We start from the raw sequence: 17,559 nt of genomic DNA on the forward strand, positions 1-17,559 counted from the left end.
CTGCCCGGCGATCGGGGTACGGGTGGGCTGCTGCTGGTCCATGCCCATCCCGACGACGAGTCCATCACCACCGGGGGCACCATCGCCCACTATCGGCGGCTCGGGGTCCCGGTGACCGTGGTGACCTGCACGCTCGGCGAAGCAGGCGAGGTACTCGGCGAACAGTGGGCCGGACTGACCGCCGACCGGGCCGATCAGCTGGGCGGATACCGGATCGGTGAGCTCACCCGCGCCCTGGCCGAACTCGGTGCCGGCCCGCCGTACTTCCTGGGCGGAGCCGGACGCTGGCGCGATTCCGGTATGGCCGGTACGCCCGCGGCCGAGCACCCACGGGCATTCGTCGATTCCGGCGCGGCAGCGGTGCGGGCCCTCACCGAGGTGATCCTCGAACTGCGGCCGCGGGTGGTGGTGACCTACGACCCGCACGGCGGATACGGCCATCCGGACCATATCCACGCCAATCGGGTGACCACCGAAGCCGTCGAGGCCGCGGCCGGGAAAGGCTGGGACACGCCCAAGTTCTATTGGACCGTGACCGACGCGGATATCCTGCGCGACCACCTGCGAGCGCTGGCCCGGCGCACGGTCGACGGTCTGCCCGGTGCGCTACCGCCCGGCTGGCGGCTGCCCGCGGAAGACGAGTTGGCCTCCGTACCAGGCAGTTCGGTGACCACGGCGATCGATGTCGCCGACTCGCTGCCCGGAAAACGGGCCGCCCTGCGGGCCCACGCCACCCAGCTCACGGTCGCGCCGTCCGGCCGGGAGTTCGCGCTGACCAATATGATCGCCCAGCCGGTACTACCGGAGGAGCACTACATCCTGGTCCGCGGCCGCGCCTGGACCGGCGGCCCCGACGGCCGGGAAGACGACCTCTTCGCGGGGCTGGTGTAGCCGGGCGGCGCCCGTACCCGAATAGACTCGACGTCATGCAGCACTCGGATTCGGACAGCGGAATCGACCCCGTCGCCGCAGCGGCCCGGTGCCCCACGGCTCGGTCGCGCCGATGACGGCCGCCGTCGACGCCCGGACAGGCGCGAACACCCGGTCACGGTGGGCCGCGCTGGCGAGCGGGATGGTCGGTCCGGTGCTGATCGCGGTCCTGGTCGTGGACGCGGTGATCGCGCTGACGCTGGAGGTGCTGTATCTGCCCCTCTATATCGGCAGTGTCGCGGTACCGCTGTCCGCGGTGATCGCCGCACCGGTGAATGTGGCACTGGTATGGGCGGCCGCGACGGTGACCACCCGGTCGACCGTCCTGTTCCTGCCGATCGCCGCCTGGCTGGCCGCTTTTCTGGTCGCGGCGAGCCGCGGGCCCGGCGGGGACGTCCCGCTGCGCAGTGATCTGCCGACCCTGCTGTTGTTCCTGTGCGGGGCGGTGGCGCCGCTGGTCTACATGTACATGACGGCCAACCGGGCCAAACGCCCGCTGCGGTAGCCGGTCCGCCGGGCGGCGGAGCTCACCAGGCTCCGTACTCCGGGACGAGAATATCGTTCACATCCACTCCCACGCCGTCGACCGTGCGATCGTCGATCTCGAACTGGTGCAGATGCGCGGCCGGATGGACGTACCCCGGTGCCGTCCCCCAGTCGTGCTGCCAGAACCAGGCGCCCACCCCGGCCGTGCGGGCCAGATCGATGGTCGGGGCATTGGCGTAGACACCGGTGTTCTCCCGGCCGATCACCGCCTGCCAGCCGAGCAGGTACGGCAGGATCATGGTCGCGAATTCCACCGCGTTCGGATTGTCGTCGATCGAGGCGTAGATCGGCCGGTTGTCCGGCCCGCCGGCGGCCCGGTGCAGGGTCAGCCCCCGCTCGGCGTGACGGCGGCCGGCCTCGTGTCCACCCCGCCAGTCGGCGGTGGGCCCTTTACCGAACTGGTAGCAGGACACGATCGTCAACCCGGCGGCCCGCAGATCCGCGACTTCATCGGCCAGCAACGGTTTCCCGGCCATCCATTCCGCCCCCGGCCGGCGATCGGATACGTAGCGGATGACACCGGTATGCCCGGCCGCCCGGATCGCGGCCGCGGACGGCACTCCCCCGGCGTAATCGAGCAGAGTTCCCAGCGAAGCGGCGCCCGCCCGGGGCGCGCCGAGGGCCGAACCCACGGCACCCGCGGCGACGGCGGCAGCCGTGTACCCGAGCAGAGCACGACGAGACAGTGCAGAAACCATCGCGGACTCCTTCGCACACCCCGGTGAACAGCAGCGGCGTGCCCGGCGCACCTTCCCCATGAGCACTACATGCGCCGGGAGCCTCGAACGTGCAGTCATTGCACCACATCCACACCCGAACTGCCATCACCGACCACACGCGCCACCACGCTTTTCTGCACCGCTCCATACGCGCAGGTCGAAGTCGCGGCGCCGGAACTACAACAGCCGGTCTATCCGTTCGCCCACATCCAGCGTGCGCATCGCCGGATCGGCCAGTTCGGAGCGGACCACCCGGACCACCTGCGCGACGATCTGTTTCCTGATTCCGGCCAGTACGCCCAGTACCGCCGCGCGCATGCCCTGGGCGGCGTATTCGAGGCGGATATCCGCCCGGACCGGTGGATCGACTTCGACCACGATGAGCAGGGGGTCGGCGGCGTGCGCGGTGAGTTGTAGCGGTATCTCGATATCCGCGCGGTAGTGGTTGTTCTTGAGGACGCTGACAGTGATGTCGAGCGAGACCGGGACGAGGAGGTCGAACCGGACCAGCGCGATATCGTCGTCGGCCGAGGTGGCCTGCGGTATCCGGTCGGTGAGTTCGGGCTGTCCGACCTCACCGCGTACCGTGACCTCCGCCGCCGACCGGGGTCCGGTCCGCAGGGGGCCGATCTCGATCCGCCGGCCGGCGAGGTGGGTCACGAATTGTCCGAGGCGGTCGCCGGTGACGATACGCGGGAAGAAACGGCGGCCGAATTCCGCGTAATCGATCCAGTCGAATTCCGTACGGGTGTGGTGCGGGGAGCGTTCGCGGGCGACGATGGCCTCGATATCGTAGATACGGCTGCGCATCACGCCCGGATCGTTCAGCATCCCGTTCACGCGGTGGGCGACTTCCCGCTGCAGCAGCCCGGCGATCGGGTCCAGCAGCCATTCCGCCACCGAGTCGGCGGCCGACAGCCGCAGCAGCACGCTCACATCAGCGGGTTGTACGCGGGGGATATCGATCACGATCAGCAGCGGGTCGGCGGCGCGGGCATGGAAGGTGAGGCCGATCGACACCACGGTCTCCGACCGCAGCGGTTTACCGCCGAGCAGTATCTTGACCCGGAGTGAGAGCGGTATCCGCACGTCGAAAGCGATTTCGGAGCCGCGCCGCACGACCACCGGGCGGTCGATCCGGCCTTCGGCGAGGAATCCGGCGAGCCCGGCGGGTGCCAGGTTGACCGGCCCGATGGTCAGTCCGCGCCCGGTGATCCCGGCGACCGCCGCCTCGATTCGTCGTTCGGTCACCGCGTGGGTGACGAACCGCGTGCCGAACTCGGCGTAGTCGATCCGGCCCGGGTCGCCTACTTCGATCGGTTCCATGAGTCGTTCCGACACCTCTACCTCCACCGAATGCACTCACGCTACGCGATGAAGGTATCGATCCGGCACGCCCGTCCGCATCCCGGCTACAACCGTCCGTAACCGACGATATGGATATCGGGGACCGCGGCGGGGTCCCAGCGTTCGATACCGACCGCGTCGCCCTCGTTACCGCCGATCGTGGTGAGGGTGCCGTCGGAGGCGGCGGCGAGCACGATATTGGTGTGCTGGCCGTATCTGCTCTCCGGGCTGTAGAGGATCACATCGCCGGTCGCCGGCCGGTATCCCGATCCGGCCGCGACGAAGCGGCCCGCGCTCTCGTAGTACTCCTGCAGGGTGTAGACCCCGGGGATCCGCCACGATCCGGAATTCGGATTGGCCAGTGGAATCCCGGCCGCGCGCATCACCCAGCTCACGAAGTTCGCGCACCACGGTTCCTCGTTCCCTTCCGAATATCCGGTTCCGGTTCGGGGAGTGGCGAATTCGGCCGCGGCTGCGTCGACGATACGGGCCTGCTCCGATGTCAGCGCGGTCCGGTCGAGGGTGGGGAAGGTGGTGAGGCGTTCACCGACGAGCCCGTCGGCGGAATCGAGGAACGAACAACTACCGAGCGCGAGAGCGGCCAGGAGCACCAGTACCACGGTCGGCCACACCGGTTTCCGTCGCGCGCCACCGGTAGCCGGATATCCGCTCATTCCCACACCCCTCGTTCCGCGATATCGCGCCGGACGACCCCGTATCGCCGGTAGTACCAGCATGCCCGTTGCCGCGGTGGTCCGCCGAGTGGATTTCCCGTATGCGATCACGGGCTCTGGGCGGCGCCTGTTCGCATGGGGATCAGGGTGGTGAGCGCGATGGCTGCGCCGGCCGCGACGACCGAGATCAGGAACGCGGTCTGGAACGCATCGCGGGACGGCAGTTCACGGGTGCCCAGGGTGATGGTCATATTGGCCAGGACCGCGCTCATCACCGCGGCCGAGGTGGAGGTGCCGACCGAACGCATGAGGGCGTTGAGCCCGTTGGCCGCGGCGGTTTCGGTGATCGGTACCGCACCCATGATCAGGGCGGGCATCGCCGCGTAGGCGAGGCCGACACCGCCCGCCACCAGTACCGACGCGATCATGATCTGCCAGACGCTGTCCATCAGCGACGCGGCGCACAGATAACCGAGGCCGATCACCGCCGAACCCACCCCGAGGGTCAGTTTCGGGCCGAAGCGCGCCGAGATACGCGCGGAGACCGGCGAGAGCAGCATCATCACGCATCCGCCCGGGGCCAGCGCGAGTCCGGCCGCCACCATGGACAATCCGAGGCCGTAGCCGGTTTCGGCGGGCGCCATGAGCAGCTGCGGGAAGCTGAGCGACATACCGTAGAGCGCGAAACCCACGGCGATCGAGGCGATATTGGTGAACAGCACCCGGGGGCGGGCCGATACTCGCAGGTCGACCAGGGGATGCCGGCGCCCGAGTTCGTAACGGCCCCAGCCGAGGAACACGAGGATCGACACGGCGAACAGCGTCATGATCGACGGGCTGGTCCAACCCCATTGCGCGCCCTGGGTGATCGCCAGGAGCAGTGCCAGCAGCGCGGTGGCCAAACCCGCGGCACCGCCGAAGTCGAAGGGTGCCGGGGTACGGACCGGCGATTCCGGGACGAACCGGAAGATCAGCAGCGCACCCGCGGCACCCATCGCCGCGGCCGCCCAGAACAGGACATGCCAGTCCGCGTGTTCGGCGATGAGGGCGGCGACCGGCAGGCCGATCGCACCGCCCACGCCGAGCGTGGAACTCATCACGGCCATGGCCGAACCGACACGCTCCGGCGGAAGTTCGTCCCGCAGGATGCTGATACCCAGCGGGATGGCACCGATGGCCACTCCCTGTAGCGCCCGCCCGGCCACCGAGGGCAGTAGCGACGAGGACATCGCGCACAGCACCGAACCGATGATCATGGCCGCCAGATCGAGCAGCAGGATGCGGCGCTTGCCGAACATATCGCCGAGACGGCCGCTGATCGGCGTGCAGACCGCGGAGGCCAGCAGGGTCACCGTGATGACCCAGGAGGCGTTGGTCGTGGTCGTGTTCAGCAGGGTGGGCAGGCTCGGGATGAGCGGAACGACCAGAGTCTGCATGAGCGAGACGACGATGCCGATGGTGCTCAGGGTGGCCACCAGCACAATCGGTGTGGCGCGGGGACGATCCCGTTCGTCCGATCTGGAAGGGTCGCCGGCCACAGCAGTCACGAATATGTACGTTACATAACCTGTGTATCGTGCACAATTTTGTATTCGGGCGAAACAGACGACATAGTGTCCGAATGTCCGATTCGGCTGCACTGCCCGCCCCCACCGCGGCGGACCGCCGGGACCCCGCGGTCCTGGCGCGGCTCGTCCTGGAACTGAACCTGCTCTCCCGGCAGTACCCGGCCGCGCGCCGGAATTCGCCGTTCCAGCTGGACAGATCCGCGTACCTGATTCTGACCCGGCTGCGCCTCGGCGATCCGCTGACCCTGCGTGAGCTGGCCGAAGCGTTCGGACTGGACGTATCCACCGTCAATCGTCAGGTCGCCGCCATGCTCGACCAAGACCTGGTGGAGCGCGTCCCAGACCCCGACGGTGGGGTCGCCCGCAAGGTCCGGCCGAGCGAGAAAGGGCTGCGGCTCTTCGAAGCCGACCTCGCCCTGCAACGCCGCGGTGTCGGCTCGGTACTCACCGACTGGCCCGACGACGAAGTCGAACAGTTGGTCCGGCTGCTGGAACGGTTCAACGAAGGTGTCGAGGGCCTGGCCCGCCACCCCTGGCCGCGACCCCATCCGAGCACCGGTTCTCCGCTTCTCTGAGAGCGAACCCGGTGGTCACCCGGTGTTCTCCGGTAGCCGGTACCGTTGAGCCATGATCACGCTCAAAAAGGAAGACGGCGCAGCGGATCTCGCGGGGATCGCCAAGCTGAGTGTCGGTGTCAGCTGGGATCCCTCCGCAGGCGCCAGCGGTGGTGCGCTGGGCTGGGCCCGCCGCAAGAAAGGTGTCGACCTGGACCTGATCGCCATTCTCATGCAGGGCAGCGAACCGGTCCGCTTCGCCGGACTGGATTCGCTGGACCCGCTGGGCAACGGCTCGGTCCAGCACTCCGGTGACGAGCAGACCGGCGCGGCGGCCGGGGACGACGAAACCGTCCACGTGACCTTCGCCGAAATCCCCGGCGGTATCGACGCCATCATCTTCGTAGCGGCCGCCTTCAAGAAGGGCACCTCCTTCGAGAAGGCGAACAACATCTCCTTCAAGGTCTACGACGCCACCGGCGGCAACAGCCAGCAGGTGGCCGATATCTGGCCGTCGCTGCTGGGCAACGACAATGCCAATGCCGTGGCCCGCGCGTTCCGCAACGGAGATGTCTGGCAGCTCGAGGTACTCAACCGCAAAGGCAAGATCAAACAGGGCGATAAGCAGGCGCTGCTGCGGTTCGCCATGGGGGGCGGCGGGGCCTGACCCGCGGACGTGATCAGTCGGCCGCCCAGCCCGACCAGCGCGTGATATCGAGCGCGACAACCGGTCCGGGCGGCGGCTCCGACACATAGACGGGGTAGCGCGCGGTCAGGTGTCCCAGACCGACGCGCGCCTCGTCTCCCGTGACGATGCGTGCCGTACCGTCGGCGCGCACCCACCACAGCCGAGACCAGTCCTCGTCGTAGAAATCGGCCAGTACGGTGATATTCGGATTCGCTTCGATATTGGCGAGCCGGCGCAGCGCGGTGGTCGATTTCGGTTTGGCGTCGACCGCGGTGTAGACGGTATCGCCGGCGAGCGCGAAGACTATCGGCACGAGATGCGGTGTCCTTGCGGCGGTGACGGTGGCGAGCCGGGCCACCCGGGCCGCGGCGAATCGCGCTCGTGCCCGCGCCCGGTCCAATCGCATCAGACTCCCTCGCTCGCACACCCCACGCGGCCGCGGGACCGCGTCAACGCCGCCTACCCCGCAGATAGTCGCTGACCACCGCGGCACCGAGCCCGTCCAGATCGGGTGCCACCACCCGGCCGCCGCTGCGCCGGGCCACCAGATCCACGAACGCCGCCAGCCGCGGTTCCGCACCCAGCATGAACACCGAGACCGAGGCCCCCAGCCGGGCCAGCGAATCCACCTGGGTCATGGTCACCGCCAGGGTCCGGCGATCCGGCGGCCAGTTGAAGTAGGCCGTACCGTCGGGATCCAGATGCGCGGTCGGCTCACCGTCGGTGACCACCAGCACCACCGGGACCGCGTCCGGATGCCGGCGCAGATGGCGGCCGGCCAGCAGTAGCGCGTGGTGCAGATTCGTACCCTGCTCCCAGACCGGTTCCAACCCGGTCAGTTCCGCGATATCCACCGTTTCGGCGTGCCTGCCGAAGGTGATCAGTTCCAGCGCGTCCGACCGGAACCGGGTGCTGATCAGATGTTGCAGGGCCAGCGCCGTCCGTTTCATCGGAACCCAGCGCCCGTCCTGCACCATCGACCACGAGGTATCGACGCACAGCGCGACCGCCGCCCGCGACCGCTGTTCGGTCTCGGCGATCTCCACATCCGCGACATCCAGGGTCACCGACGGGCTCCCGGTGGACGCCGAGCGCAGCACGGCGTTGCGGACCGTCCGCGAAACGTCCCACGGCTCGGTATCACCGAACTGCCATGACCGGCTCGCACCGGTCGGCTCGCCGGCCGCCCCGGCCAGCGCGGTCGCCCGCTGCCCCTTGCGGCTGCGCAGTTTTCCGACGATATCGCGGAGCGCGACCTCGCCGAGCTGCCGTAGCGCCTTCGGGGTCAACCGCAGCGAACCGTCGGGGGTCCGCTCGAACAGGCCCTGCCGCCGCAGTTCCCGTTCCAGTTCGGCCAGCCGGGCCGCGTCCACCCGGGCATCCGCACCGAGCTGCCGCTCCAGCTTCTCCAGATCGATATCCTCCAGCCGCGCACCGGGATAGGACTGGGCGAGCTGAGCAGCGAGCTCGTCGAGTTCACCCAGATCCTGCATGGCGGCCACGGCCTCGCCCATCCCCAGCGGATCTTCGCCGCGGAAACGCCGCGCCGACTCCCAGTCCTGCCCGGGACGCAGGGCGCGCAGGTTCGCGTCGAGGTCGGCGACCTGCTGCGCTATCCCCGGATCACCGAACGCCTGCCCGATGAGCTCGTTCAGTTCCGCCCGCTGCTGCGCCGACATCGAATTCATCATCCGCTGCGCCGCCGCGGCCCGCGCGGCCAGCGTATCGATCAATTCCTCGGTATCGCGCGGACGTTCCGGGAAGAACTCCCCGTGTTCGGCCATGAACTCGGCGAACTGCTGCTCGGTATCCGCGCCACGGGCATGTGCGGCGAGGAGGTCGTTGAGATCCGACATCATCCGCCGGACCCGCTCCACATCCTGGGGGGTGGTGCCCTGCAGCGCCTGTTTCATCCCGCGGAAACGGGATTCCAATAGTTCCTCGCCGAGCAGATCGCGGATCTTCTCATAGTTCTCACGGCCGGTTTCCGAACGCCAGGGATACGCGCCGAGTTCGTTCACCGCACCCGCCGTACTCGCCGGCAGGGCGTCCAACTGCATTTCGGCGAACCGCGCGTCGTCGGAGGGGTCCGGGAACAACGCCCGCCGCTCGGCCTCGAGCGCCCGGTCCAGCAACTCGCGGACCTGCTGCAGGGTGCCGTCCAAACGGTGCGACCGCGAGATCTCGGCCCGCCGCTCCCACAGCCGGCGGGTCAGTTCTTCCAGTCCGGACATCCCGGACGTCCCGCGTCGCAACAGTTCCTCGAGCGCCGAACGCGGCGAGGAGCCCTCCATCACTTCGCGCCCTATCTCCGATAGCGCCTCCCGCAGATCGAGCGGGGGCGCCAGCGGATCGGGCCCATCGTGATAGGGCCCGTAGGAGTATCGGTCGGCCGCTGTCATCACACCTCTTCGGAACCGGGTGCCGCGGTCACCCGCCGTACACCGCGCTGCCCTCGTCGTCGGAGTCCTTGGCCACCTGCCGCGCCAGGTACAGGGACTCCAGGGCGAATTCGACCGCCGCGGCGATCCGCTGCGGCGGATCACCCGCGGCCGCGCCCAGCCGCAGCGCGACTTCGTGCAACACCGGCAACTCCGGGAGCGCGGACAGCACCTGGGTGCCGGGCACCCGCTCGCCCGTGGTCACCAGATGGCCCTCGTCCACCGCGTCGGCCAAGGGCCGCATATCCAGGCCGCCGAGCCGGTCGCGGGCGGTATCGGCGAAGGCCCGCCGCAGCATATGGGTGAGATGTTCCTGTTCGCGGCCTTCCTCACCGGATTCGAATTCCAGTTTCCCGCGCAGTACCGCGGGCACCGATTCCAGATCCACCGGCCGGGCCACTGCGGGATTCTCCCCGGTCAGCGCGGCCCGCCGCAGCGCCGCCGCGGCCACGGTCTCGGCCGCCGCCACCGCGAAACGGGCCGAGACGCCGGAGCGCTGGTCGATGGCGGGAGATTCCCGCAACCGCCGCACGAACCGGGCCAGCACCTCGATCAGCGGATCACCCACTTCGGCGACCAGTTCGGCCTCCTGCCGCACCAGCGCCATCTCCGCGTCGACGGACAGTGGATAGTGGGTGCGGATCTCGGCACCGAACCGGTCCTTGAGCGGCGTGATGATCCGGCCGCGGTTGGTGTAGTCCTCAGGGTTGGCGGTCGCCACCAGAAGCACGTCCAGCGGCAACCGGAGGGTGTAGCCGCGTACCTGGATATCGCGCTCTTCCATCACATTCAGCAGCGCGACCTGGATCCGTTCGGCGAGATCGGGTAGTTCGTTGACGGCCACGATGCCCCGGTGCGCACGCGGCACCAGCCCGAAATGAATGGTCTCCGGATCCCCCAGGCTGCGCCCCTGCGCGACCTTCACCGGGTCCACATCGCCGATCAGATCACCCACCGAGGTATCCGGCGTCGCCAGTTTCTCGGCGTAGCGCTCCGACCGGTGCCGCCAGGCCACGGGCAGCTCGTCGCCCAGTTCGGCGGCCAGCCGCCGGCCCTGGGGACTGATCGGTTCCAGCGGATGTTCACCCAGTTCCGCGCCCTCGATCACCGGGGTCCATTCGTCGAGCAGTGCGACGACTGCCCGCAGCAGGCGGGTTTTGCCCTGACCCCGCTCACCCAGCAACACCACATCGTGACCCGCCAGCAACGCGCGTTCCAACTGGGGCAGCACCGTCCGGTCGAAGCCGACGATCCCCGGCCACGTATCGCCTCCCGACGCCAGCCGGGCCAGTAGATTCTCCCGGATCTCGGCCTTGACACTCCGCGGCGCGTACCCGGCCGCCCGCAACGCGCCCGCGGTGGCGGGCAGGTCTGTTGGCACAGTCACCTCAACGACGCTACGACGATTTCGGCGATCGGTCGACAGGTAGTACCCCGGACGCGCCGCTCGGAGCGCCGCGTGCGCTTCAGGCGGGTCCGGCCGCCAGCCGCTGCCGCAACGTATCCGAGCCGTCTCCGTACAGGTCGGCGACCGCTACGTCGCGCGCCGAGGCTGCCAGCAACAGCGATAGCAGCGGGCCCCGCACCTGCGGGCCCGCGCCCGCGGTGAACTCCGCGTCGTCGGCCACCAGGGTGAGCCCGGCGGTGAACTCCTTCCCGCCGCCGAACCCCGCCGAGGTCCGCAACTGGAGCCGCAGGGCGTCGGCGGTGGCCTGCACCGGGTATTCCCGGGTGATCCCCAGGGGCCGCCGGATGTCCTCCCCGTGCACGATCATCTCGACCAGCCGGCTGTCGCGCGGCGCGGGCGGGCTGACGGTGCGGTCCAGGACCGCCCGCAACCGGTCCAGCGTCTCGGCGGGTGTCGCGCCGCGTTCCCGTTCGACGCCGTTCTCGGTGAACCGGTCGAAATCGAAGCGGGCGCGGGCGAACTGCCAGCAGAAACCGGATGCCGAGGTTTTCGCGGTGGCGACGATATGCGCGAGCACATCGTGCACGGTCCAGCCGGCGCACAGCGACGGGCTCGCCCACTGCTCGGCGGTGAGCCCTTCGAGATCCGCGATGAGCGCCGTCCGCTCGGCCCGGACGGTCGGCCACACGTTCTCCACAGCGCCTCCAGATGGGCTCGGCCCCGGTCCCGGGGGTGACGAACCGCACACTACGGATCGGCACCGACAATCCCGCTCACCCGCGCCGAGCGGCGAAGGCGACCTCCGGACGTTGCCCGGCCGGTCGATCAGCCGTGCGCCGCTCCGGATACCAGCGCCTCGTCCCAGAGCCGCCGCAGAATCGTGCCCGCCGGATCCGGCGACGCCGACCGGAACCCGGTACCCGCCCACAGGGCCATATCACCGGCGATGTACTTCTCTGCCGCGGCCGCCCGGATCGGACTGGTGAGGTGATGGATCTGCGGATACGCGGCCGGCGCCGTACCGTATTCGGCGACGAAATCGTTGGCCAGCCCACGGGCGGGCCGGCCGGAGAAGACACGGGTCACCACCGTCGTGGTGAACCGCGGATCGGCCAGCGCGTCCTTGTGCGCCGTTTTCGCCCCGGATTCAGCACTGCGCAGGAAGGCGGTACCGAGCTGGGCGGCCACCGCCCCGTGCGCGAGTACCTCGACGATGCGCGCCCCGTCGGAGATCCCGCCCGCGGCGATCACCGGCAGCGGGCACCGGGCGGTGATCTCGTCGAGGAGTTCGACGAGCGGTGTCGTACCCGGCTCGTCCTCCACCCGGAACGTTCCGCGATGTCCCCCACCCTCGGGCCCCTGCAGGCACAGCGCGTCGACGCCTGTCTCCACCGCGGCCCGCGCCTCGGCCGAATCGGTCACCGTCGCGATCACCACCGACCCCGCCGCACGTAACCGCTCCACCGTCTCCGCCGGCGGCAGGCCGAAGGTCAGCGAGACCACCGGTACCCGCTGGTCGACCAGCAGATCCACCTTCTCGGCGAACCGGTCGTCGTCGAATTCCCGGACGGCGGGCAGCTCGATCCCGTACCGTCGCGCGGTCGCCCCCAGCCTGGTCCGGTACTGCTCCACAGCCGCGGCATCGTAGGAATTACGCTGCGGCACGAAGAGATTCACACCGAATACCGCGTCGCTACGCGCCCGGACCTCACGAATCTGCAACGCCACGGCCTCGGGGGTCTTGTATCCGGCCGCCAGGAAGCCCAGGCCGCCCGCCGCCGCGACACCGGCCACCAGCTCCGGCGTCGAGGGCCCACCGGCCATCGGCGCCGCCACGATCGGTACGTCGAGATCTCCGAACTCGAACACGAACCACCTCCACGTCGATACCGGACCGGTCGCTACCCAGCCTCCTCACCGGCGCGCCCGGCACGACAACCGGGTGGGCACGCTGTTCCCTGCGTCACGGATCGGCCCGGACACCCACGCTCACGGAGTGACGATCGGGAACGCGGGATCGAAATCGTCGAGTATCGCGGCCGGATCGGTCAGCGCGGTGCTGTCGCCCGCGAGCCGGACCGCGCCCGACGCGGTGAGTTCTTCGGCTGCGGCCGGTCTCGCCGCTGTCGCGGATCCGGGTTCGTAGCACATACCGGCGATTCCTCCCTGGTGAACGAGGTCGTACCGCTCGCACAGGGTAGGCCGGGGCGGGTCCGCCGGGGTTCGCCCGAAACGGGTGAACCCCGGCATCGATCCCGGGACGTCAGTATCGATGCATAATTCCGGTGACCGTGGCGCACCGCGTGACGTCGCGCCTACCTCCCCCGCAGGAGAAGAGGGTATGTCCGATTCGAGTACGTTCGTCGTCGAGCGCGCGACCACCATCGCCGCACCCGAACCCCGGATACGCGCACTCGTCGACGATTTCCACCACTGGCGTGACTGGTCACCGTGGGAGGACGCCGACCCCGACCTGGACCGCACCTATTCCGGTCCGGGATCGGGAGTGGGCGCTCGCTACGACTGGGAGGGCAACCGCAAAGCGGGCGCCGGGACGATGACGGTCACCGCCTCCGAACCGGGGCGGGTCGGGATCGACCTGGCCTTCCGCAAACCGTTCAAGAATCGGAACGAGGTGACGTTCCTGCTGGTACCGACCGGCGACGCCACCGAGGTGACCTGGCGGATGACCGGCCGCAAGAACCTGTTCTTCAAGGTGTTCGGCTTCCTGTTCCCCATGGACCGGTTCATCGGACCGGACTTCGAGAAGGGCCTCGTGCGGTTGAAGGGCCGAGCCGAGGCGACCGCCTGAGCGTGGCCGCCCCGGCTCGGGCCGGGGCGGCGGCGAAGCCGGAAACGAGGAACGGCGGCGCGGCCACGGTGGCCGCGCCGTACAACCGGAGACGACTGTCAGCCGGACGCGCCGGCGCCGGGGTCCGGTACGGAGAACCCGGTGATCCGCTCCGGTGTGATGCGGACGATGAACCGCCGGATGTGCTCGGCTTCGGCGGGCGGGTCCTGTCCGAGATATTTCCGGGACAGGCGCAGCGGCAACGTCTTGTCCGGGTCCTCGATCAGTTCGGCGGTGCCCTGGATATCGACCGAGCGATAGGGATTCGCGGAATCGAAGACGGTGAGCCCGATCCGCGGATCCCGGGCCAGGTTCCGGACCTTGCGGCGGTCGGTCGTCGAGGAGAACAGGATCGAGTCGCCCTCGCGGTCCATCCAGACCACCGAGGTCTGCGGCCGGCCGTCCGGTTCTATCGTCGCCACGGTGGCGAAGTTCTTCCCGTCCAGCAGACGGCGTGCTTCCTCGTTCAATTCGATCGTCATGACAATTCTTTCGTTCGTTTCCGATGGTCGGCGGATGAGTGCGTACGTGCCGGTGGACTGCGCCCGGATCAGGCGACCGGGGCGGCCTCGATATGCGGGCGAGCCGGGACTGCCGGGCGCAACACCGTGATCGCGACGGCCAGCGCGGCCACCAGCAGTCCGGCCGCGACGGCGAATGCCACCCGGTAGCCCCCGGTCAGCGCGTCGGTGGCGGGCGCTCCGGCGTTCAGCAGGACACCGGTGCGCGACGCGGCCAGGGTGGTCAGCACCGCGACGCCGAGCGCCATGCCGATCTGCTGGGTCGTATTGAACAGCCCGGAGACCAGTCCGGCGTCGCCGGCCTCGGCGCCGGACATACCCAGCGCGGTGAGCGCGGGAAGTACCAGCCCGAATCCGGCGATCAGCACCATCACCGGCAGCAGATCCGCGAGGTAGGACGCGTGCACCGGTAACCAGGCGAGCCGGGTCATGGCGGCGGTCAGCAGCAGCAATCCCGCGATCAGCACGGCACGTTCGCCGAAACGGAGGGTGAGCCGAGCCGAGCCGAACAGCGAGACCCCGCCGATCGCGACGGCCGCGGGCAGCATGGCCAGGCCGGTTTCCAGTGCCCCGTACCCGAGTACGCGCTGTAGGTAGAGCGCGAGCAGCACCTGGAAGGCGAACATCGCCGAAACGGTCAGCATCTGCACCAGATTGGCTCCCGCGACGTTACGCGAGCGGAAGATCCGCAGGGGCAGCAGCGGATCACCGATCCGCGACTGACGCAGGACGAAAGCAACCAGCAGCGCGAGGGATACGGCCCCGAGCCCGAGGGTGTGTCCCGAGGTCCAGCCGTGGTCCTCGATCTCGACAACGGTGTAGATGCCGACCATCAGTCCCGCCGTGACCAGTGCGGCGCCGGTGAGATCGGCCCGGCCGGCGGAACCGGTCGCGTGATCCGCCGGTAGGACAGCGATCGCCAGCCCGACCGTGGCCAGGCCGATGGGCACATTGATCAGGAAGATCCAGTGCCAGCCGAATGCGTCGGTCAGCACCCCGCCCAGTACCTGTCCGAGCGCGGCCCCAGCCGCGCCGGTGAACGCGAAGACCCCGATCGCGGCCTTGCGCTCCCGGTTCTCGGTGAACAGCGTCACCAGGATGCCGAGCGCGACGGCGGAGGCGAAGGCGCTGCCCACCCCCTGGAGAAAGCGGGCCGCGATCAATATCGCGGGGGTGGTGGCGGCTCCGGCGATGACGGACGCGACCGTGAACACCGCGTTCCCGATCAGAAAGATCGTCTTGCGGCCGACGAGGTCGCCGAGCCGCCCGCCCAGTAGCAGCAGTCCACCGAAGGCGATCAGGTAGGCGTTGACCGTCCAGCTCAGCCCGGCGGCGGTGAATCCCAGGTCACGCTGTATCTCCGGGAGTGCGACGGTCACGATACTGCCGTCGAGGACGGTCATGAGAGTTGCGGCCGACAGTACGGCGAGGGCGAGACGTGCGGGAAAGCTCATGGTGTTCTCCTGTCCGGAACCCGACAGGAGAGACTGTAATAGATAGTTTTGTTGCAGACAATCTATTGGGGATCTATTGCCGGGCGCGGCGCGCGGCCGACGGCGCTTCCACGGCCTCGGCGAGATGCCCTTCGGTCAGATTCCGCAAGGCGCGCACCAGAGTGTCCCGTTCGGCGGGAGGCAACGATCCGAGTGCCGCACTGTGCACACCGTCGACGATCCGCTGACTCCGCTCGGCGACCTTGCGCCCCGCATCGGTGACAGCGATGATCCGGGCGCGGCGGTCGGCCGTTGAAGGCCGGCGCTCGGCCAGCCCGGCCTTCTCCAGCGCGTCGACGGTGACCACCATCGTGGTCTTGTCCATATCACCGAGGATCGCCAGTTGCGCCTGAGTGCGCTCCTCCTCCAGCGCATGGACGAGTACACAGTGCATACGGGCGGTCAATCCGATCTCCGCCAGCGCCGCCGCCATCCGGGTGCGCAGGACGTGACTGGTGCGGTCGAGCAGGAACGAGAGGTCCGGTTCGGCGCGGACGGGAGCCATGGCAGTCATGCAGCCATAGTAGTTCCGTTGTAGATCTTCTACGGCGAACCGTCCTGTCGGCCGTAGCCCGGCCGACACCGGAGTTCGTCCCCGGCCACCGCCGCGACAGCGACCGGAGCTCTGCGGATACTGCTGTCCGTTGTCGCTCCGCGGTACACCGCGTACCCCGCCCCGACTTCGAAACGGGGCACCGGCCCGGTTCTGGCATCCACTTCCACGATGCTGCCATCCGCGGAACCCGGCCCATTCCACAGCACGGCGGTGTCCCGAGGAGACGCGCCACCCGGACTACCCGGCTACCGCGACCAGTTCGTCGGCCACCCACTGCGCGATACCGGCCGGATACGGAGCCGGAAGCCCCAGCACGATATGGGTGAATCCGGCGTCGAGTGCCTCCGCGATCGAGGCCCGGGTATCCGCGGGGCGGTCGTAGGAGACCGGCAGGAAGAGGGACCGGACCACCGATGCGGGATCCCGGCCGATCTCGGCACAGTAATCGTCCAGCAGGGCACTGCGCGCGACGGCGTCGGCGATATCGCCGCCCGGGATATTCCACAGATCGGCATGTTCGGCGACGACCCGCAACACCGCCTTCGAGCGGCCACCGATGATGATCGGCGGATGGGGGCGTTGAACAGGCCGGGGGTTCCCGATCGCACCCCGGAGATGAATACGCGTGCCCGTGGCATCGAACGGTTCGTCCGCGGTCCACAGCCGCCGGATCACCGTGCAGGCCTCGGCCAGGTTTTCGACGGAATCACCGAAATCGTCATAGGGCAATCCGTGCGCTTCGTATTCGCGCCGGGCCGCCGGCAGGCCGGGGCGCGACCCGGCGCCGATCCCGAAGTCCAGGCGGCCCCCGGAGACGATATCGACGGTCGTCGCGATCTTGGCCAGCACCGCCGGCGGCCGGAAACGGTTACTGGTGACCAGTAGCCCGAGACGGAGCCGGGCGGTCTGCGCGGCAAGCGCGGAGAGCAGAGTCCAGCCCTCGTGGATCGGTCCGTTCATATCACCGGCGATCGGCAGCAGGTGATCGAAGAGCCAGGCGTGTTCGATTCCGGGAATTCCGTCGGCCTCCTGCCAGACACGCAGGATGTCCTGGTAGTCGACGTGCATGGGGGCGGTCATGATTCCGAAGCTGGGCCGGGATGATTGCGACATGGAGGGTCCTTCTCCGAACGTTGGAGGGCATGCTCGTCCGAGCGACCGGCCGGGCCGCCCGGGCGAAGAGACGATGCTTTCTGGCATCCTGAAAGCGGAACGATGTTCCGATAACCAACATACGGAACCATGTTCCGTTTGCCAAGCAGA

Annotated in this window: 19 protein-coding genes; 5 read left to right on the top strand and 14 right to left on the bottom strand. The window is 68.8% G+C overall.

Annotated features, from left to right (window positions below; translation table 11 throughout):
* Entirely contained in the window at window positions 1-891 is an 891-nt protein-coding gene (mshB, locus tag ACWEWT_RS18715; protein ID WP_452560752.1) for an N-acetyl-1-D-myo-inositol-2-amino-2-deoxy-alpha-D-glucopyranoside deacetylase, read from the top strand.
* A 112-nt stretch (window positions 892-1,003) separates the two neighbouring features.
* Window positions 1,004-1,435, top strand: coding sequence for a hypothetical protein (locus tag ACWEWT_RS18720; protein ID WP_452560492.1), 432 nt, complete (start codon window positions 1,004-1,006; stop codon window positions 1,433-1,435).
* Between the two features lie 22 nt (window positions 1,436-1,457).
* Here the strand turns inward: ACWEWT_RS18720 and ACWEWT_RS18725 are convergent, their stop codons facing one another.
* The 4 genes from ACWEWT_RS18725 to ACWEWT_RS18740 all read right to left on the bottom strand — a co-directional run bounded on the left by ACWEWT_RS18725 (window position 1,458) and on the right by ACWEWT_RS18740 (window position 5,763).
* Entirely contained in the window at window positions 1,458-2,174 is a 717-nt protein-coding gene (locus ACWEWT_RS18725; protein WP_452560494.1) for a DUF1906 domain-containing protein, read from the bottom strand.
* A 198-nt stretch (window positions 2,175-2,372) separates the two neighbouring features.
* Window positions 2,373-3,536 carry a hypothetical protein gene (locus tag ACWEWT_RS18730; RefSeq protein WP_452560495.1) on the bottom strand — a complete coding sequence of 388 codons (1,164 nt, stop codon included), beginning with the start codon at window positions 3,534-3,536 and terminating at the stop codon, window positions 2,373-2,375.
* A gap of 71 nt (window positions 3,537-3,607) precedes the next feature.
* A complete protein-coding gene (locus tag ACWEWT_RS18735) occupies window positions 3,608-4,216 on the bottom strand; it encodes a CHAP domain-containing protein (RefSeq protein ID WP_452560497.1) in 609 nt (202 codons plus the stop codon).
* Between the two features lie 107 nt (window positions 4,217-4,323).
* Window positions 4,324-5,763, bottom strand: a complete 1,440-nt coding sequence (locus ACWEWT_RS18740; protein WP_452560498.1) for an MFS transporter — start codon at window positions 5,761-5,763, stop codon at window positions 4,324-4,326.
* A gap of 74 nt (window positions 5,764-5,837) precedes the next feature.
* On the opposite strand from ACWEWT_RS18740, the gene ACWEWT_RS18745 reads away from it, so the two are divergent.
* Together ACWEWT_RS18745 and ACWEWT_RS18750 are read left to right on the top strand one after the other, a co-directional pair.
* Complete coding sequence (locus ACWEWT_RS18745) at window positions 5,838-6,359, top strand: MarR family winged helix-turn-helix transcriptional regulator (protein WP_452560500.1); 522 nt, start codon at window positions 5,838-5,840, stop codon at window positions 6,357-6,359.
* A 52-nt stretch (window positions 6,360-6,411) separates the two neighbouring features.
* On the top strand, window positions 6,412-7,005 hold the full coding sequence (locus tag ACWEWT_RS18750; protein ID WP_452560502.1) for a TerD family protein: 594 nt from the start codon (window positions 6,412-6,414) through the stop codon (window positions 7,003-7,005).
* Between the two features lie 13 nt (window positions 7,006-7,018).
* Here the strand turns inward: ACWEWT_RS18750 and ACWEWT_RS18755 are convergent, their stop codons facing one another.
* The 6 genes from ACWEWT_RS18755 to ACWEWT_RS18780 all read right to left on the bottom strand — a co-directional run bounded on the left by ACWEWT_RS18755 (window position 7,019) and on the right by ACWEWT_RS18780 (window position 13,026).
* Window positions 7,019-7,432 carry a TIGR03668 family PPOX class F420-dependent oxidoreductase gene (locus tag ACWEWT_RS18755; protein WP_452560503.1) on the bottom strand — a complete coding sequence of 138 codons (414 nt, stop codon included), beginning with the start codon at window positions 7,430-7,432 and terminating at the stop codon, window positions 7,019-7,021.
* Window positions 7,433-7,475: 43 nt separating this feature from the next.
* Window positions 7,476-9,428 (bottom strand): hypothetical protein, encoded by a 1,953-nt coding sequence (locus tag ACWEWT_RS18760; RefSeq protein ID WP_452560504.1) that lies wholly within the window; start codon window positions 9,426-9,428, stop codon window positions 7,476-7,478.
* A 28-nt stretch (window positions 9,429-9,456) separates the two neighbouring features.
* A complete protein-coding gene (locus ACWEWT_RS18765) occupies window positions 9,457-10,854 on the bottom strand; it encodes a sigma 54-interacting transcriptional regulator (protein ID WP_452560505.1) in 1,398 nt (465 codons plus the stop codon).
* A gap of 79 nt (window positions 10,855-10,933) precedes the next feature.
* Entirely contained in the window at window positions 10,934-11,572 is a 639-nt protein-coding gene (locus ACWEWT_RS18770) for a maleylpyruvate isomerase family mycothiol-dependent enzyme (RefSeq protein WP_452560506.1), read from the bottom strand.
* A 128-nt stretch (window positions 11,573-11,700) separates the two neighbouring features.
* The gene (locus ACWEWT_RS18775) at window positions 11,701-12,744 is read right to left on the bottom strand and encodes a nitronate monooxygenase (protein ID WP_452560508.1); all 1,044 of its coding nucleotides are present in this window, start codon (window positions 12,742-12,744) and stop codon (window positions 11,701-11,703) included.
* Window positions 12,745-12,864: 120 nt separating this feature from the next.
* The gene (locus ACWEWT_RS18780; RefSeq protein ID WP_452560509.1) at window positions 12,865-13,026 is read right to left on the bottom strand and encodes an alkyl sulfatase C-terminal domain-containing protein; all 162 of its coding nucleotides are present in this window, start codon (window positions 13,024-13,026) and stop codon (window positions 12,865-12,867) included.
* Window positions 13,027-13,216: 190 nt separating this feature from the next.
* Between ACWEWT_RS18780 and ACWEWT_RS18785 the strand changes: the two genes are divergently transcribed.
* Entirely contained in the window at window positions 13,217-13,687 is a 471-nt protein-coding gene (locus tag ACWEWT_RS18785; RefSeq protein ID WP_452560511.1) for an SRPBCC family protein, read from the top strand.
* 98 nt (window positions 13,688-13,785) lie between these two features.
* Here ACWEWT_RS18785 and ACWEWT_RS18790 read toward each other — a convergent pair whose 3' ends face one another.
* The 4 genes from ACWEWT_RS18790 to ACWEWT_RS18805 all read right to left on the bottom strand — a co-directional run bounded on the left by ACWEWT_RS18790 (window position 13,786) and on the right by ACWEWT_RS18805 (window position 17,409).
* Complete coding sequence (locus tag ACWEWT_RS18790) at window positions 13,786-14,208, bottom strand: PPOX class F420-dependent oxidoreductase (protein ID WP_452560513.1); 423 nt, start codon at window positions 14,206-14,208, stop codon at window positions 13,786-13,788.
* 68 nt (window positions 14,209-14,276) lie between these two features.
* Window positions 14,277-15,701 carry an MFS transporter gene (locus ACWEWT_RS18795; RefSeq protein ID WP_452560515.1) on the bottom strand — a complete coding sequence of 475 codons (1,425 nt, stop codon included), beginning with the start codon at window positions 15,699-15,701 and terminating at the stop codon, window positions 14,277-14,279.
* A gap of 73 nt (window positions 15,702-15,774) precedes the next feature.
* Window positions 15,775-16,254 (bottom strand): MarR family winged helix-turn-helix transcriptional regulator, encoded by a 480-nt coding sequence (locus ACWEWT_RS18800; protein ID WP_452560516.1) that lies wholly within the window; start codon window positions 16,252-16,254, stop codon window positions 15,775-15,777.
* A 279-nt stretch (window positions 16,255-16,533) separates the two neighbouring features.
* On the bottom strand, window positions 16,534-17,409 hold the full coding sequence (locus ACWEWT_RS18805) for an LLM class flavin-dependent oxidoreductase (RefSeq protein WP_452560518.1): 876 nt from the start codon (window positions 17,407-17,409) through the stop codon (window positions 16,534-16,536).
* Window positions 17,410-17,559 lie beyond the last annotated feature (150 nt).

It is taken from the genome of Nocardia sp. NPDC003963 (assembly GCF_053605105.1).

Excerpts from the sequence above, each read along its gene's own strand:
- ACWEWT_RS18720 (WP_452560492.1), top strand. The coding sequence starts at position 1,004 with ATGACGGCCGCCGTCGACGCCCGGACAGGCGCGAACACCCGGTCACGG.
- ACWEWT_RS18725 (WP_452560494.1), bottom strand. The coding sequence starts at position 2,174 with ATGGTTTCTGCACTGTCTCGTCGTGCTCTGCTCGGGTACACGGCTGCC.
- ACWEWT_RS18735 (WP_452560497.1), bottom strand. The coding sequence starts at position 4,216 with ATGAGCGGATATCCGGCTACCGGTGGCGCGCGACGGAAACCGGTGTGG.
- ACWEWT_RS18745 (WP_452560500.1), top strand. The coding sequence starts at position 5,838 with ATGTCCGATTCGGCTGCACTGCCCGCCCCCACCGCGGCGGACCGCCGG.
- ACWEWT_RS18750 (WP_452560502.1), top strand. The coding sequence starts at position 6,412 with ATGATCACGCTCAAAAAGGAAGACGGCGCAGCGGATCTCGCGGGGATC.
- ACWEWT_RS18755 (WP_452560503.1), bottom strand. The coding sequence starts at position 7,432 with ATGCGATTGGACCGGGCGCGGGCACGAGCGCGATTCGCCGCGGCCCGG.
- ACWEWT_RS18760 (WP_452560504.1), bottom strand. The coding sequence starts at position 9,428 with ATGACAGCGGCCGACCGATACTCCTACGGGCCCTATCACGATGGGCCC.
- ACWEWT_RS18780 (WP_452560509.1), bottom strand. The coding sequence starts at position 13,026 with ATGTGCTACGAACCCGGATCCGCGACAGCGGCGAGACCGGCCGCAGCC.
- ACWEWT_RS18785 (WP_452560511.1), top strand. The coding sequence starts at position 13,217 with ATGTCCGATTCGAGTACGTTCGTCGTCGAGCGCGCGACCACCATCGCC.
- ACWEWT_RS18790 (WP_452560513.1), bottom strand. The coding sequence starts at position 14,208 with ATGACGATCGAATTGAACGAGGAAGCACGCCGTCTGCTGGACGGGAAG.
- ACWEWT_RS18795 (WP_452560515.1), bottom strand. The coding sequence starts at position 15,701 with ATGAGCTTTCCCGCACGTCTCGCCCTCGCCGTACTGTCGGCCGCAACT.
- ACWEWT_RS18800 (WP_452560516.1), bottom strand. The coding sequence starts at position 16,254 with ATGACTGCCATGGCTCCCGTCCGCGCCGAACCGGACCTCTCGTTCCTG.
- ACWEWT_RS18805 (WP_452560518.1), bottom strand. The coding sequence starts at position 17,409 with ATGTCGCAATCATCCCGGCCCAGCTTCGGAATCATGACCGCCCCCATG.